The sequence below is a fragment of the Candidatus Yanofskybacteria bacterium genome, assembly GCA_003514055.1.
GTDB lineage: Bacteria > Patescibacteriota > Minisyncoccia > 2-02-FULL-40-12 > GWA2-44-9 > UBA12115.
In genome coordinates this window covers 21,778-37,507 of record DOSG01000009.1, presented here as the reverse complement: position 1 = coordinate 37,507, position 15,730 = coordinate 21,778, and the positions used below count along the sequence as shown (strand labels likewise).

Here is a 15,730-nt window from a genome sequence, read left to right as displayed (position 1 = left end):
AATAGTTAATCTCTTGTTTTAGCCCAATCCTCTTTGGCCTTCTCTATCTCGAGAATTTGCTTGGGGTCAGAGGTGATTATTTGATCTTCAGCGAATGAAGAGACCATTCTTATGCCAACGTGAGTTTGACCAAGGAAAAACAGTCCGAAGCCAACTCTGGCCTCTAGTAGATAGTACTTTTCTGCGTTGGTTAGACTAAATGTCTTTTGTATCAAGTCGATTGTGGCTGGAGATTGCTTCATAAGTATCTGGATTGAAGAGTTGTTTAAGATGCTCTTGCCATCGTCAGTGGCTAGGAACTCTGGGATGTCTTGTGAGATGGTAGTAAGTCCGGCGTAGTACTTTCTAGCTCTTTTGGCGATAGACGACAAGAAGTTGGCTCCAACCTTGGTTCTTAATAGTATCCAGGCCTCATCAACCAACAAGATTCTCCTTTTAAGATTGCGTCTGATGGCCGTCCACATGAAATTAAGAACTATATACATAGCGATTGGTCGTAGCTCCTCCTCCATGTCTCGAATACTGAAGACGACAATCTGGTTGTCTAGAGAGATATTGGTAGGTTGATTTAAGAAGCCGGCGAATGTCCCCTGTGTGAATCGTCTCAATCTGACTGCCAGAGATTCAGATCCTTGCATGCCATCAAGTACGTTTTGAAGATCAGTCATGACTGGCGGTGCCATGTTGCCGAAATCTGAGTCTGGGCCGATATCTTTGATGGCGTATGTCTGACGAAGAGCTTCGTCAAGTAACGTTTCTTCTTCCGACGTTATATCCCCTAGCATGAGCCTGACCAGGCCGGTTAGATTTAAGATGTGGGATTTGAATATGTCAGAAGCAGATTCGTCCTCTTTGGGAATGGGAAGATCGAAGGGATTGATGTGTTGATCAGAGCTTATCGAGACTTTAACAACTGACCCACCGACTGTTTCGGCTAGATATTTATATTCGTCTTCCGGGTCAATAATTATTGCCTGGACGCCGAATATCAGGCTTCTAAGTATCTCTAGCTTTACGGTATAGCTTTTGCCTCCGCCAGACTTACCAAAGACAACGGTGTTAGAGTTTTCAAGACTGAAGCGGTCGAATAACACCAAGGAATTGTTATGAGTATTTATCCCGTATAATATTCCAGACGTGGACGTTAAATCAAAGGACACGAATGGGAATATGGATGATATGGGTTCGGTATTGAGTGAAGTGTGGACGTTGAGCTTGTCGTTGTTTAGGGGCAGAGTCGAGGAAAAACCTTCTGCCATTCTAAATATCGCAGACTTAGGGAACACCAGTTGGTTCTCAAACATTCCCTTTATTTTATTCTCGGTCTCGTCTAACAATTTCACATCGTTCTCAAAAAATGTGATATAGACTCCTAGCTCAAAAAAGCGATCTGTGCCCTGCTGGAGCTTATCTCTGAGCGATTCTATGTCGCCAATAGCAGTCTCTAGCAGGGGGTCTCTTACTTGGCCCTTGGCTGCCCCCTCCATAGCTTGGGCCTCTAAGCGACCAAGCTGGTCTCTGAGTTGTTTCAATGTGTCGGCAGTGTTCTTAGGGACAACGTAAATTGATACGTTAAAAGCCTTATCTAGGTTAATAATCGGCGAGAACCAGCTCATACTTAAGTATCTGGGATATGTCGCCAGAAACATTGTGCGTGCGAAAGTGTCCCCTATCTGTATGTAGTTGGGGTTAATACTAAAAGCTTCTGGAGCGAATGATTCGTCTAGTTGTAATTTTTGATCTTGCATTATGTTGTGGCCGCTTCGGTGCCCTCTGTATTAAACTTTGTTTTTGAGCCGGGGTTATATATTTGATAGAAGAGATTCATTAGGTCGTCTCCTTTTAAGAGCTTTGCTTTTAGGCCAAGGCCTACGAGATTGCTGAAGACTAGGTCGACTCTCTGCATGAGTTGTGAGTGATACTTCTCGACGCTTGTGTCGTCTATCTTAGCTGTAGATTTCTTGTTTGAAAATATTCCGGTAATTCCACTAAATAGTCCGCTGGTAGTCTGTAGTGGCGTGGCATAAAATGGCACCACCACATAGAATTTCTTGGCCATAATGTTTGATAGCTCAGCCAATTGCGAGACAAATTTTGCGTATTCAGCGGCTTGAATTTTTAATAAGTCGTTATCTAGCGTCTCAATCGTAGCCTCAAGGTTTTTTACATAGTCATCTAGAGATAATCTTCTTGATGTCGACACTATTTGCAAAGGGAAATCTATAGAATTTAGAAGATTCTGAAAGTTTTGAACTATCGCGGTTTGCTCATCTGTTGATCGAAGCTCGAAGTTGATGGCGGATACTTCGATTATAGATCTTAGAGATCCATTCTTAAGTAAAACAACGTCGTCTCTTATGGCGGCGATATCGACTAGATTTTTTGTAGTAGCTTCAGGCATGATTAATTGTAAGGCAATCTAATTTTATCATCATTTTTGCGGAATAGATAACGCTTGCTACCGAAAGTATAATTTATAGCATATAAAACGTAGTTGAATAGCGGCGTGCCGTCGATATTCACAAAGGCTAGGGCGGCAGCAGAGGCGGCAATGGGAATAGCTGTTACGAAAAACCATATGGTCAGCTTTAGCCACAAAAATAATACGTAGCTTAGCGATGCGCCTCCAGCTATCCAAAGAAACTGTTTCAAAGTGAACGGCCCAACGAGCTTGGTTTCGGTCTCTATGAATTGTGGTAGTTCGAATCTCATTTATTTTGATCTCTTAGGTCTACGATATTATTTGGATTTATCTGGCCCGGAGATGTCGCGGTCGGTGGTGGCGACGTCTGGGGCTGTCTTTTGTTGAGAGTTTTTAGATCTTCTATCGTGGGAGCAAGGGGTCCCGATAATAAGCCGTTACATATCTCTCTGGCCACATCCACTGGCACGGTAAGTTTCTGAGACATTACGCGGAGGGCGTCGCTTAATAAAATATCCCCCATCAGAATATCTCTAACTATCCGTGTCAGCTCTATCTTTTGATCTGCCGTCAATTCAAATCTTTCCCCGAGGACGTCTTCTATGAATTCAGCTATAGAAAAATCATATATAGAATCTTGGATAGCTTTTGGCAGGACACTGATTCTCTTATCGAAAGAGTCGAGCGCAAGGCCAGTCATTTTTCCTAGATCAACCATATAGGGGGTAAAATAGTTTCTACTAGTGATAGGCATTTTATTACGTGATTAATCCCGCAGTTCTAAGCACGGTAAGTTTCTGTGCTGATTCTGGCGTGTTTTTTATGTTCTTAACCAACGCATTCCTTTCTCTGGCGCGTTGTCTGTATTCAGAATTCCAGTCTTGCCATACTTGCGTTTTCTGGAATTCCTTGTCGGTCCGTATGCTAGCTGGTTTGCGGGGTTCTGGTATAGCTTCAAGCTTTTCTTTCAGGGCTTCTTGGAAAGATGGCTCACTCCAAATTCCGTCATAGGCGAGCTCAGCGACACTCTTTATCTCCGTCTTGTCGATGTATGCTTCGTAATGGTCTTGTTCTAGGTCGGCCGGCGTTACTGGGGCGGTAGGAGCTAGACCTTTCTTGGTTCTATAGTCTTTCATCGCCTCAGCCATCTTGGCGGGATCCGCAGTGCGAATGGTTTGCTGACGCGCATAGGTTAAATCTGGCCTAAATTTACCAAGTTCTTTAGCGAATTTGCTGCCTTCGAAAGATTTGTCTCCGCCCAGCATTTTGATCGCTTCTTCGTATTCGGCGGCCGTTAGTTCTTTAGCAACTTTTGCATTACCCTGCATGTGTTTTAATAACTCTTTTCTGGCTGGTCTTGCTACGTCATTGTTTACGGCTAAGGCATGTATTGTTTTTGCCTTTATGCCAGCGAATTCAGATTCTTGGGCAGTCTTTATTAGATCCTGCGCCGCATAGGGATTGTTGACGGTGGACATGGCTTTTATCGTTTCTTCGAATTGAGTGTCGCCTAGCTCTCCTAATTTTGCGAGCATCTTGCGATAGGCAAATACTTTGGGATCGGCTGCGTCGCCGCTGGCCCCAGCTTTTACTTTGGCTATATCGATTTTACCAATATCGAAATCGTTTTTTATTAAATCGAACTCTTTGCCGGCAGATTCAGTAAACACTTTTTGACGAGCAAGGTCAGCGCCTCTTACGCCGAAAAGCTGGCCCATTTTAGCTTGGCGATCTTTATCGGCCGCTTCGCCGCCGTAGACCTTGTTCAGATATTTATTCTGGAAGCCTTGCTGTTGGAATTGTTTCTTCCTAGCTTCGATAGCGGTCTTCCCTCCTTTGTAATATCCCCCTAGCCACGGCGTATTACTTAGGAGCATATCGCCAGTCAATTTGCCTAAGGTTTTATTCACGCCGGTGGCTGATGCCTGAGCGCTGCTCATGGCTAATTTAGTGCCGCCAACTAAGATAGTATTAACGATTATATAGAAGAAGACGACTTGAACGGTTATCCCAGGGTTGCCAGTATTAAGCCCGTAATCAGCAGTCTGAGCTTTTTGAAGGGCTGATGTCCAAATAGAATCCTGTTTCGACAGAACAAAAAGAGCTAGATAAACAAAAAACAGATAGTATGGCAAGAACAATACCCAGCCGAGGAATTTGGTCCACCACTCGGAAAAACTCTTTCTTGTGCTCGGAAATATGTTGGCAATCCAAATTAGGGGCGAGAACATTAAAAGCATCCAGATAATGGGGATACGCATTATCATGAATAACGTGGCCGTGAGTATCGACATGAAGAAGGACCCTAGTAGTATGATCATGAAAACAACAGATACTATAGCCGCCGTTGTTACGTCTGCAGTTTCAGTTATGGTGGCGGACCCGCCAGTACCGCTATAAGCTAGCATCCCTTGAACATTTAGACCTCCTCCGAGTCTACCGGATATATCCCCCATCGAAGTGAGAAGCATGTTTGTGGGGACCTGCACTATGTCGATAACTACAACGCCCAAGGTCATGCTAAAGTTAATGAGTACCGCAGCTATTAAAAGCTTGGCCAGCATACTCTTCCAGTCGGTGCCCTTGAATGCCCCAAAGCGACTACCGAGATCGAATATGGTAGAGAAGGCCATGACTATGAGGGCAAGGATAAATATCATATTAGCCATATCTCTAAATATCTTCCACATTTCTTCTACGACAGGGACACCGGTTTTAGGATAGACGGCTATGGTCGCAACCGAGTGCATTAGGCCAATGAAGAAAGACAGCATTCGGCCTATGAGCTGAAGGAATGTGTAAAGTGAACTGAGTATCGCGCCCTTGGTCGCGTCTAGGGCCGCGCTCCCTACGGCATCCATGACCCAGCTTATGGGGTTAGCCGCAGCAGCTGACCCCGGATAGAGCAGCGCAGATAAAGCAAAAACAACCATGAGGATGGATGCGTATATCTTCTTTTGACCGTAGGAGTTTTTAAACGTTTTAATCACTTTTTCGTAAATAAAATGCCTAAGACGGATTATTGGTATTAATCGGGAACGACTCTAGCCCAATCAGTCAGTTCGCCGCCATCGCTAGTCTGCAGGGCATCGCGAAGAGGCCTTCCATCTGATTCAGCGGTACCGCTTTTGAAATCATAGACTTCGCCGAATACGTCGTAATCTTTGCCGAAAATAATCGCGTCTGTGCCAATACTACCTCCAGGCTCGCAGCTGGTATATATTCTGCCACCTCTGAAATTAGACATATTTGATTTTATGATAGATATAAGAGCAGCAGCTGTTTTATCGAGATCTGTTTGAGGATAGGATATCTCTTCGGGATGTCTTGGGTTCCCTCCAAGCACGGGAACACTGTTTAGGAAATTTGGATTTTGACTCTTAAGCGTGTCTATAGCCACAGAAAGCTCTCTTCCGTATTGGAACGGGCCCTCGGTGCTACACTCGAGCGTACCTGGCGTCGGCGTGAGGGTTGGTAATGGGCTAATACTGGGTATGGGCTGAGTAGTATAGTCGCCCTCGTTTGGGTTGCTGAGGTCTCCGAGTCTGTTTATGAGTATGTCCACGCCAGACGCTATCATCTCTGATAGCTCGTCTACGTTTGTTATCCAGGCTAGTTCTTGCTGGACTACGGCGGCTAAGTTGGCCGCTACATAGCTACCCGGAGTTTTTATATCCTTATATTTAATACACTTGCCTCGCTCGTCTTTCAGTGCACAACTATCGCTAGCATTCTTACCGCTAATACCCTGATAGCCATTATTGGCCAAAGCCTCAGCTTGATCAGCCTGCTGTTCCAAATTTCTCTGATTTGATATTTCTTGCCCGGCCAATAAGGCCATCCCGAGTGGGTTATTCTGAGTCTCTAAGAGTCTATTAAATGCTTCCCATCCGCCATTACCGCTGAAATCTTTCATGTAGCCATCCATGCTGAAACTAGAGGGCATGCTACAATTGGCAGTCAGTTGAAATGGGCTCGTGCTGCCAGTCCTAGTATTTAATCCAGATAGGGATACCTGCTTCGTGACTCCGAAGCCTTGCTTTACTCCCGTTTCCATATATTTACAAACCTTAGTATTCGATAGGATCGTCCTAAAAATACTCTCTCCTCTGTATTGAGATCCCGTGAGGTAATTACGCCAGTTCTGGATAAACGTAGTTCCGCCATCTCTGCCTCCCGTCCTTGCCATGTTGGTCAAGTCCTTTGACGCCCTATTGAATATCTCCCTAGCTAAGCACCTGGCAACGACATCTCCGAACTTTTCTTTAGCGTCTGTATTCTGTCTAGTCTTACTAGCTTGATTGTTTATCTCATCTTCTACTCTACTATCGTATACTGGTACTTTCGTTATGCCCGTTACCGTGCTAGTAAATTTACCAAAAAGACCTGGAAGTTTTGCCTTTACCCAGTTCATGCCTAAGTCTTGGAGCTCCGTGATCCCCTTTTCTAGAAATGGCGCCAATACTCCGCCAGTCACGCATGCCGGCATACTAGCCGCCGAAACATAAGCTGGAGTCGCCAGAATGAATGCTGCGGATAGGCTTATAATTATGTTTTTTGAAATTTTATATTTCATTGCGTACTAATTTTTCTAGGAACGAGCTGCCTTTTAGATTTAGCTTTTGAGCGCCAATGATGAATGGATTGATGACGTCGGATGAGCCATCGATCAAAGTCTTCAAGCCATTGAACCCGGCAATCGCTTTTATGGGATCTTTATCTCCGCCAGCTATTGTCTTATTCACTCCGGCAAGATTATAAGACATTCTTAATATGGCCAAGTGAGCATCCTTCCAGTCGGTCGGAACAATTATTCTCTCTATCGAGTCGGTTATGTCTAGGAAGACTTTAGATTTACTCGAAAAGTATCTGTTGACTTCTTGATCAGCAAAACCCCTAGACTCAATTAGGGCTAATTTAGATTCGAGATCAGCCACTTCACCATAGAATTCAATCATGATTTTTTCGAAGTTCGGAGAAATTGCCTGGATATACGCCTGACTATTCTGAGTCGAGGCCGAAGTGGTTTTTAGGTTAAATGTCCTCGGCTTATTAAATATTACTTCCGAGGCGATACTGTTAGTCATGTCGGATAGTTTGTCTATGTAATCTGGGTCAGACGTCTTTATGGACCCATCGGCATAGCTGGCTAATGTCATAGCTAGGAAATTCTTGGTTATGTTGTCCGACTCTACTAAGTCGTCGGGACCTTTCTTCATGGGGTCATGGCCAGAGATAACCTCTTCGCCATCTTTAAAGCCATCGCCATCTGAGTCAGGATTTTGAAAATCTGTACCCCAGATAGATTCCTCGGCATTTGATAGGCCATCGTGGTCAGTATCGGTTTCTAGAGACATATCTATCTCGTTTCTGGAGGGAGCAACATCTAAGGATGACCCCGATCTGAACTTGCCGTATAGAGATAAAACCGAAATCAGGGCGACTAAGCCCAAAGCGCCAAAAATTAATTTAATCTTGGCCGTCATCTAGTCAAATTATACCACTTTAAGCCGTTGTTTTAGCCAAAATATCTGTGCATATCTTATCTCAAAAACGGCCTCGGAAGAGGCCATTTTTGAGATAAGAGAATTTAGGGCAAGCTATCTTAAACTAGTTCCAAACATGGTGATAGGAGAATAAGATCCGACAGATACGCAATACGGGAGAACGCCCATCATGCAAGGCATCGGAGTTGGTGACGCTAGACCAAGAATCCATCTGCCAATTGATGGGAAATAGTAGCTGTACGGCTTACTAGTATAGGGCACATACAAAAAGATCCCAGGCCTCGGTGTTCCAACGGTAACTATGGCCGTTCCGAAGCCGCAAGTGCAAGGAGTATATGTGAGTATCTTGCCTCCAAATGGAGTGCCAAGGCTAAGGGCTAGAGCCGAGCTTGAGTATAAAAGCGATGTCAGCGTAACGACTAAGGCAATATAATAAATCTTAAGCTTCTTGGGCATCTTTAAATTGTATCACTCATCGATACATTTTAGGAGAGCCAACCACTGATCTTGAGATAGTATCTCGGGACGTGCGTCTTGGCGAATGCCAATGTGCCCTAGAATTTCAGCTACCGCCTCCTTAGGTATCCCCTCTTTCTGCCCCGCTACCTTGGCTAACTGTTTTCGTTTTTCTGCGAAGGCCGATTTTAAAAGGCTGAAATATCTTTTTGCTTCAGTTGGATCTAGCGGCGCTTCTTTCGGTGTCAACTTAATGATGGCTGAATCAACATTGGGTTTTGGGAAAAAACTTCCGGCTGAAATATAGTCCACAATCTTTGGATTAGAATAGAACTGAACTGATAACGCCAATAGGTTCATGTGGGGTGGCTTGGCAACAATTCTCTGAGCTACCTCTTTTTGTATGGTGATAACGACTAATTTCGGCTTTGGCCAAAATTCAAGGACTTGGCGTATAAAATTTGAAGTTATGTAGTATGGAATATTGGCAACTATCTTGTAGCCGCCTTCTTTTAAGCCTAAGTCTCTAGGATTTATTTCGAGCGTATCGCCTTCGAATATCTCGACATTTGCGCTAGAGAATATGGATCTTAGCTCGTCAATTGTTCGATGATCTTTTTCGATGGCTATGACTCGGCCAGCTTTCTCCGACAAGATCTTGGTTAAGTTGCCAGTCCCTGGCCCGACCTCTAAAACTACATCTTCTTTCGTTAGATCAGCCGCATCGGTTATCTTGCCAAGTATTTTTGGATCGTGCAGAAAATTCTGACCAAGTGATTTTTTTGGAGAAATCTTCATGCTAATAATATATTTTTTCTTCAAAATCTTCGGGATCTTTCTCGTAATTATTGTTGTCGGCGTGATGGTCGACGATATGGGCTGGAATTTCGGATATAAATCGTGATGGTAGATTAACTTCTAGGGAGCCAAATATATTCCTAAAACGAGTATGAGTTAAGACGAGTTTTTCTTTGGCTCTGGTAATGGCCACATAGCAAAGGCGACGCTCTTCTTCTAGCTCTTGCGGATCGGTAATGGCTCTATTCTGAGGAAATAAACCTTCTTCTAGGCCGACCACAAACACAATTGGAAATTCTAGGCCCTTGGATGCGTGCATAGTCATGAGCGTGACTCTGTTCTCGGCTAAGCCGACCTTGTCGGCGTCTTGAAGGAGGGCGATTTCTTCTAAAAACTGTTCGATCGCCTTTTCTTTGTCGTCAACTTTATCGTATCTTTTTGCTACGGTTAGTAATTCTTTTAGGTTCTCTATCCTGTCTTCAACGTTTTCGTAGGCCGCTCTCGAAGTCAGACTCTTGAGATAGCCTTCGTAGTCGATTTTCTCTATTATTTCCTTGATTAAAGATGACGGCGATTCTCTTCTAACTAATTGTTTAATATCGGTAATTATTTTATCGAATTTGATTAATTCACCAAGTTGTTTTTTTGGCAGAACTTCGTTGTCTATAGATAATTTTACGGCCTCAAGGACGTTGTCTTTGTTCTGAGCTAATATTTTCTCGATTCCGACTGGTCCAATACCGCGCAAAGGTATATTTATAACTCTTTCGAAGCTAATGACGTCAGATGGATTAGTGGCGAGCTTGATGTAGGCTAGAATATCTTTTATCTCCTTACGCTCGTAGAATTTAGCTCCACCGATTATTTGGTATGGTAGGCCGTTCGATATTAAGCCTTCTTCGATGGCTCGCGACTGAGCGTGAGTGCGATACAGTACGGCCACGTCTTTAAGCTTATATCCTTCGCGAATAAAATCCATTGTTTTGGATACGATGAAACTGGCCTCCCTTTTCTCGTTCAAGGCTTCTTTTATTATTATCTTCGCTCCCCCGTCGTTCTTGGTCCATAGCGATTTTTGAATCTGAGTTTTGTTATTAGAGATAATCTCCTGAGCTGCCGCGATTATATTTTTCGTCGAACGATAATTTTGCTCAAGCATAATAACCTTCGCTTGGGGATAATCTTTCTGAAAATTTAGAATATTTCGCATATCAGCCTTGCGAAATTGGTATATGGATTGAGCGTCGTCACCGATGCAGAATATATTCTTATTTTTTTGAGCGAGTAGTCTAATAAGCATGTATTGATCGTGGCTAGTATCCTGGTATTCATCTACTAGTATGTATCTCCAGATATCTTGGTATCTATCGAGTGTCTCCGGGTGATTTGTGAATATTTTTACGGTCAGGCCGATTAAGTCGTCGAAATCTAGGGCATTTATGCGGCGCATCTCAGACTGATAAACTTTAAACACTCGGCCTACCAGCTTCATATAAAAATCCGTGGGCACGTATTTCTCGGCATCGATTAGATCGGTTTTAATATCGGAGATCTTAAAACCGATAGCTCTCGGTAGGAATTTCTTGGTATCAATCTCGAGGCCAGTCATAATCTTTTTTATCATCGACGACTGTTCGTCGGAATCAAAAACTACGAAATTAGAGCCGTAGCCTAACTTTTCTATCTCTCTACGTAGGATCCTTAGACAAACCGAGTGGAACGTGCCGATCATGGGCATACCCGGAGTGATTAAAGCAAAAGTATTGTGGGAGTATTTTTGGCCAAGAATATGGGCTACTCTTTCTTTGACCTCGCCCGCAGCTTTATTTGTAAAGGTAACGGCTAGGATATTTTCTGGTCTAACTTCGTTGGCTATAAGATTAGCAACACGATGAGTTAAGCACTTTGTTTTTCCGGAGCCTGGTCCAGATATAACCAAAACAGGGCCGTCAACGATGCTGACGGCCCTGATCTGTTGCTCGTTTAATCCTTTGAATATTTTCTCTTGCATGTTTGGTGGACCCGGGGAGAATCGAACTCCCGACCCAGCAATGCGAATGCCGTATAATACCACTTTACGACGGGCCCAGAATCGTCGGACACAACACAAGCTAAGCTTATAACCACAATGTCGGGCCGCCGAGATCCAGCAGTTGCCGGAGAACTCAACGGGACAAGTCGAATATTGAATCATGGCTATTATGTCGGGCCGCCGAGAATCGAACTCGGTCTTCACGAACCCGAATCGTGCGTACTACCGGCATACTCCGGCCCGACATAATAGCCACATGTTTTAAACGATACTTGTCCGTCAGAAGTAAAGTGTTTTACTTCTGACCTTCACGAACCCGAATCGTGTGTACTACTCGCCTCGCTAAAGCTTCAGCGCTTCTTACACGTAATACTTCTTCATTCTTTCTTTCTCCTCGGCTTCGATCGCCTTCTGAATCTTATCTAGCGAGTTCTTTAAATCCTCTGGCGTCGATTTGTCGAGATCGTGTATCCTTATGATTAATTCTTCTTTTTTGTTCTTCGTGGGATCATCTAAGACTTCAGCTAGTAGGCAACTTAATATTAGGCCAATCTTTGGGCTAGGGCTAATGCCTAGCTCTTTCATTATATCCTGGCCGTTAACTTTCAGCATCTTGGCCGAGATGGGATCATTCGAGACTTTGTCGATTAAATATTTAAGATGTCTTAGTTTGTACGGTACAGCTTTAGGTCGGCCAGAACCTATTCTATCTGCTTCTCTAACCTTAATCAAATCTTCAATATTTTCCGGCCCAACGTTAACCAATAGGCGCCTAACTGAAGATTCTGTAACTTCGCCAACGTTATAATAGAATAGATGGTATCGGACTAGCCTAACGACTTTTTCCGTTATGTCTTTTGAAAACTTCAGCCGTTCCATTAGCTTGGCTGTTATTTTAGCTCCGACGATGTCGTGGCCGTAAAAAGTGGAGTATTTACCATCCCCATTTTTAGTCTGGGGCTTTCCAATATCATGGAACAACGAAGCCAGTCTAATCTCTAGGGAATAATTTTTTTCTGTTGCGTATTTGAGCGCCAGAAGATTGTGCTCCCAAACAGTGTAAATGTGATGAAGATTCTGGCCTACGTTGATCCCCTGTCTTAATTCGGGAGTTATATATTCTAATAGTCCTAGATCCTCTAGAAGTAAGATTCCGTGGTAAGCATTCTCGGAATTAATTATTTTAATAAACTCATCTCGTATTCTTTCTTTCGATATCGCTCGCAACCATTCTGAATTTTCTTTCATGGCTCTACTGGTGGCTGTATTGATATCGAATCCTAGGACGGCAGCAAAACGAGCGGCACGAAGTATTCGCAAGGCGTCTTCACCAAACCTCTCTTCGGGTTTGCCAACTGTTCGTATAAGTTTATTTTTTAAATCCTCTTTACCTCCAAAGGCGTCCTTAATCTCGCCCGCCTTATTGATGGCCATAGCATTAACGGTGAAGTCGCGTCGGGAGAGGTCGTCCTCTAGTTTGGTCACGAATTCCACTTCTTCGGGGTGGCGCTTGTCGGTATACTTGCCCTCCACTCGATAGGGCGTGATTTGTATCTCTCTTAAGGATGGATCTTCGGCCTCAGTTTTTACGGTGACAGTGCCAAAAGAGTTCTCATAGAAGTGCTCGGGGAATAGCTCTTGGATTTGCTCGGGTTTGGCGTTAGTGGTTATGTCCCAGTCTTTAGGTTTTTTATCCAGGCTTAAATCTCGTACACAACCACCTACGGCGTATGCCTCAAAACCAGAATCTTCTAGATTTTTCAAGATGCTTATTATTTCTTGTGGAAGAGTCATGTAGCGTGTGTGCCCTCGAAAGGAATCGAACCCATATCTTCTCCTTAGGACGGAGCCGCTCTATCCATTGAGCTACGAGGGCGCTAATATTAATTTTTACCTTGATATGATAGCATTTTCGTGTTATTTTACAATGCGGTTGATATCCTGAGGGCGCTTAGCTCAGTTGGTTAGAGCGACTCGTTTACACCGAGTAGGTCGAGGGTTCGAATCCTTCAGCGCCCACATAATACAAAAACTCCCAGTCGGGAGTTTTTGTATAGCGTAAGAATGAGAACGCCGGGCAAGTTTTAGCTCAACAAGATGACCTTATCTACAACACGCCTAATTCTTCAAGGGCGCGACCATAGAACTGTACGGCTTTTTTGGCCTCAGCATGCCGTAAAAAATAATTAGTCTCGTGGGCGAGGCGGTTTCTTATTTTGTGAGCCTCCCATATTAAATTCAATGGCTGCAATTGCCCGGGTTGAACATTTTTTAATCTATCCCCCATCGTGTCTCCGGTGTAGCCTGCTTTTTTTAGAATATCATCTAATAATTTGTCTGCTTCAATGACTGCAAATTTCCATTCAGCCTCTTTCGTAGATTCGACGTGTCTTTGTATCTCGGCCCATCTTGCGATAGTTGGACCGCCGTCACTTATTGGCGAGGGCTTCACTATATCGGTAACAACTCCTGCGGCTAATGCTTTGAATTTACCAAGTTTAATATTTAAAAGAATAATGACGATGGCTAAAATAACAGAGATTACGAACGACACTGTCTTTATATCCCACACGATACCTGAGCCCATGAAGGCTGTGAACTGATCAGAGATTTGACCTAGCTGATAGTCTCCAATTTTTAAATCGGAAAAGCTAAATAGCGAGTCATGCAGGTTGTTTAATAAATTTGGAGATTCCATTATTTTTCTATTGATTGTTCGAATTGATAGGCCAATCGAAGCAGGGTCTCTTCGTCGAAGGGCTTGCTTATCATGTGAAGGCCTACTGGCATATTACTCATCTCTCCGTTACCGCACGGGATTGATATCCCCGGAAGGCCAGCTAGATTAACTGGCACGGTGTATATATCTGACAGGTACATAGATAATGGGTCTGAAGATTTTTCGTTTAATTTGAATGCGGTACTTGGTGCTACGGGGCCGACTATCACGTCTACTTTAGCGAAGGCCTCATCAAAGTCTTTTTTAATTAGGGTCCTAATCTTTTGAGCCTTGAGATAGTATGCATCATAGTAGCCCGACGAAAGAGCGAATGTCCCCAATAGGATCCTTCTCTTGGCTTCAGCTCCGAAACCGCCTTCTCTTGACCGGAGGTATGTATCGAGTAGTGTCTTCGCCTCCTTATCGGAGAGGCCATATCTTATACCGTCGAATCTGGCTAGGTTTGAAGATATCTCTGAAGGAGCTACGATATAGTATGCGGCAATTGAATATTTAGAGTGAGGTAAGGATACCTCTTTTATCTCACAGCCTAGCTTCGCTAGCCTCTCTATGCTTTCCATGATCTTATCTTTAACTTCTTTATCTAGTCCTTGGCCGAAAAATTCTGCTGGCACGCCAACTCGTAAGCCCTTCACACTTTTGTCGATATTAAGCAGGAAGTCTTCAGATTTTTTAGGTACGGTTGTTGAATCAAACATGTCGTGGCCAGAGATGACATTCATGAGCAGAGCGGCGTCTCTCACATTTTTAGTGAATGGTCCTATCTGGTCTAGTGATGACGTCATGGCAATTAAGCCATGACGAGACACTCTGCCGTAAGTAGGTTTAAGGCCCACCGTACCGCAAAAACTTGCTGGTTGTCTTATAGACCCAGCGGTATCTGACCCAATCGAAAAGACTGCTAGGTCTGCGGCAACGGCTGCCGCAGAGCCGCCAGAGCTTCCGCCGGGCACGCGTGTCGTATCTAGCGGGTTCTTGGTAGGTCCGTAGGCCGAGTTCTCGGTTGAGGAGCCCATAGCAAATTCATCAAGATTTGTTTTTCCCAAGAAAACAGAGCCGGCAGACCTGAGCTTGTTTATTATCGTGGCATCGTAGGCTGATACATATTTTTCTAATATCTTTGATCCGGCAGTGCAGATTGTTCCGGCGATTAATATATTATCTTTTATTGCTGATGGCACGCCGAATAAGACACCATCTCTAGGTTCTTGAAATTCGTGCATGCTTAGATAAGCGTGCAAATCCTTGTCGAGGACTTTTATCTTGGCGAGATATTCGTTAAATATTTCTTTAGCCGAAAATTGGCCATTGCGAATACCTTTAACAATCGACTCTATTGTGTGACCTTTGGCTGGCATTATTTTTTATTACGGTCGATGATCGAATTAACTTTAAGGAAATTATTTTCGGTTGTCGGAGCTTGGCTAAGTAGTCTATCTTCTAGATTTATACTCGTGTCATGGCTCTCTCTTGGTGCGTCCTCTCTTAAGGAATTTTCCAATCCAGTAGTCTGATATGTGGCTATTACGTTAGACGTGTCTAAGGTATCTAACTGATCGATATAACCCAAAATAGAAGACAGTTTGTCTTTGAGTTGTTCTCTCTCGGCCGCGGATATCTCTATCCTGGCCAGCTTGGCGATATGTTCGACGTCTTTCTCGGTTATCATGGATTGAGAGATGGACTGGGTGGGCAGGGCTTCCAGCCTGCCGAACCGGGATTTGCCGTCCCGTGCCTTATTTCTCGGCCACACCCAGGAATTTAAATTTATCATA

The 15,730-nt window shown here is 43.8% G+C and carries 14 protein-coding genes and 3 tRNA genes; 1 reads left to right on the top strand and 16 read right to left on the bottom strand.

What is annotated here, in order from left to right; genetic code table 11:
- Positions 1-5 precede the first annotated feature (5 nt).
- From DEG18_03800 to DEG18_03740, 13 genes are all read right to left on the bottom strand, one after another.
- The gene (locus DEG18_03800) at positions 6-1,748 is read right to left on the bottom strand and encodes a conjugal transfer protein TraC (GenBank protein ID HBX58701.1); all 1,743 of its coding nucleotides are present in this window, start codon (positions 1,746-1,748) and stop codon (positions 6-8) included.
- Positions 1,748-2,401 (bottom strand): hypothetical protein, encoded by a 654-nt coding sequence (locus DEG18_03795; protein HBX58700.1) that lies wholly within the window; start codon positions 2,399-2,401, stop codon positions 1,748-1,750. The genes DEG18_03800 and DEG18_03795 overlap by 1 nt, the downstream gene beginning before the upstream one ends.
- 2 nt (positions 2,402-2,403) lie before the next feature.
- The gene (locus tag DEG18_03790) at positions 2,404-2,712 is read right to left on the bottom strand and encodes a hypothetical protein (GenBank protein ID HBX58699.1); all 309 of its coding nucleotides are present in this window, start codon (positions 2,710-2,712) and stop codon (positions 2,404-2,406) included.
- A complete protein-coding gene (locus tag DEG18_03785) occupies positions 2,709-3,140 on the bottom strand; it encodes a hypothetical protein (protein ID HBX58698.1) in 432 nt (143 codons plus the stop codon). Before DEG18_03785 ends, DEG18_03790 begins: the two co-directional genes overlap by 4 nt.
- 40 nt (positions 3,141-3,180) lie before the next feature.
- Positions 3,181-5,412 (bottom strand): hypothetical protein, encoded by a 2,232-nt coding sequence (locus DEG18_03780; GenBank protein HBX58697.1) that lies wholly within the window; start codon positions 5,410-5,412, stop codon positions 3,181-3,183.
- 38 nt (positions 5,413-5,450) lie between these two features.
- Positions 5,451-6,998 (bottom strand): hypothetical protein, encoded by a 1,548-nt coding sequence (locus tag DEG18_03775; GenBank protein HBX58696.1) that lies wholly within the window; start codon positions 6,996-6,998, stop codon positions 5,451-5,453.
- Positions 6,988-7,908: a hypothetical protein gene (locus tag DEG18_03770; GenBank protein ID HBX58695.1), complete on the bottom strand. Its 921-nt coding sequence runs from the start codon at positions 7,906-7,908 to the stop codon at positions 6,988-6,990. The genes DEG18_03775 and DEG18_03770 overlap by 11 nt, the downstream gene beginning before the upstream one ends.
- Positions 7,909-8,022: 114 nt before the next feature.
- Positions 8,023-8,385 (bottom strand): hypothetical protein, encoded by a 363-nt coding sequence (locus DEG18_03765; GenBank protein ID HBX58694.1) that lies wholly within the window; start codon positions 8,383-8,385, stop codon positions 8,023-8,025.
- 12 nt (positions 8,386-8,397) lie between these two features.
- Positions 8,398-9,183 carry a ribosomal RNA small subunit methyltransferase A gene (gene rsmA, locus DEG18_03760; protein ID HBX58693.1) on the bottom strand — a complete coding sequence of 262 codons (786 nt, stop codon included), beginning with the start codon at positions 9,181-9,183 and terminating at the stop codon, positions 8,398-8,400.
- 1 nt (position 9,184) lies between these two features.
- Positions 9,185-11,194 (bottom strand): ATP-dependent DNA helicase PcrA, encoded by a 2,010-nt coding sequence (locus DEG18_03755; GenBank protein HBX58692.1) that lies wholly within the window; start codon positions 11,192-11,194, stop codon positions 9,185-9,187.
- Between the two features lie 3 nt (positions 11,195-11,197).
- Positions 11,198-11,271, bottom strand: a tRNA-Ala gene (locus DEG18_03750).
- A gap of 304 nt (positions 11,272-11,575) precedes the next feature.
- Complete coding sequence (locus DEG18_03745) at positions 11,576-13,009, bottom strand: hypothetical protein (GenBank protein HBX58691.1); 1,434 nt, start codon at positions 13,007-13,009, stop codon at positions 11,576-11,578.
- A gap of 10 nt (positions 13,010-13,019) precedes the next feature.
- Positions 13,020-13,091: transfer RNA gene (locus DEG18_03740), tRNA-Arg, on the bottom strand.
- Between the two features lie 69 nt (positions 13,092-13,160).
- Here DEG18_03740 and DEG18_03735 point away from each other — a divergent pair.
- Positions 13,161-13,234 (top strand) — tRNA-Val (locus DEG18_03735).
- Between the two features lie 88 nt (positions 13,235-13,322).
- Here DEG18_03735 and DEG18_03730 read toward each other — a convergent pair.
- The 3 genes from DEG18_03730 to DEG18_03720 are packed head-to-tail and all read right to left on the bottom strand — an operon-like array spanning position 13,323 to position 15,729.
- The gene (locus tag DEG18_03730) at positions 13,323-13,913 is read right to left on the bottom strand and encodes a hypothetical protein (GenBank protein ID HBX58690.1); all 591 of its coding nucleotides are present in this window, start codon (positions 13,911-13,913) and stop codon (positions 13,323-13,325) included.
- A complete protein-coding gene (locus tag DEG18_03725) occupies positions 13,913-15,313 on the bottom strand; it encodes an Asp-tRNA(Asn)/Glu-tRNA(Gln) amidotransferase GatCAB subunit A (GenBank protein ID HBX58689.1) in 1,401 nt (466 codons plus the stop codon). The genes DEG18_03730 and DEG18_03725 overlap by 1 nt, the downstream gene beginning before the upstream one ends.
- A complete protein-coding gene (locus DEG18_03720) occupies positions 15,313-15,729 on the bottom strand; it encodes an Asp-tRNA(Asn)/Glu-tRNA(Gln) amidotransferase GatCAB subunit C (GenBank protein ID HBX58688.1) in 417 nt (138 codons plus the stop codon). The genes DEG18_03725 and DEG18_03720 overlap by 1 nt, the downstream gene beginning before the upstream one ends.
- Position 15,730 lies beyond the last annotated feature (1 nt).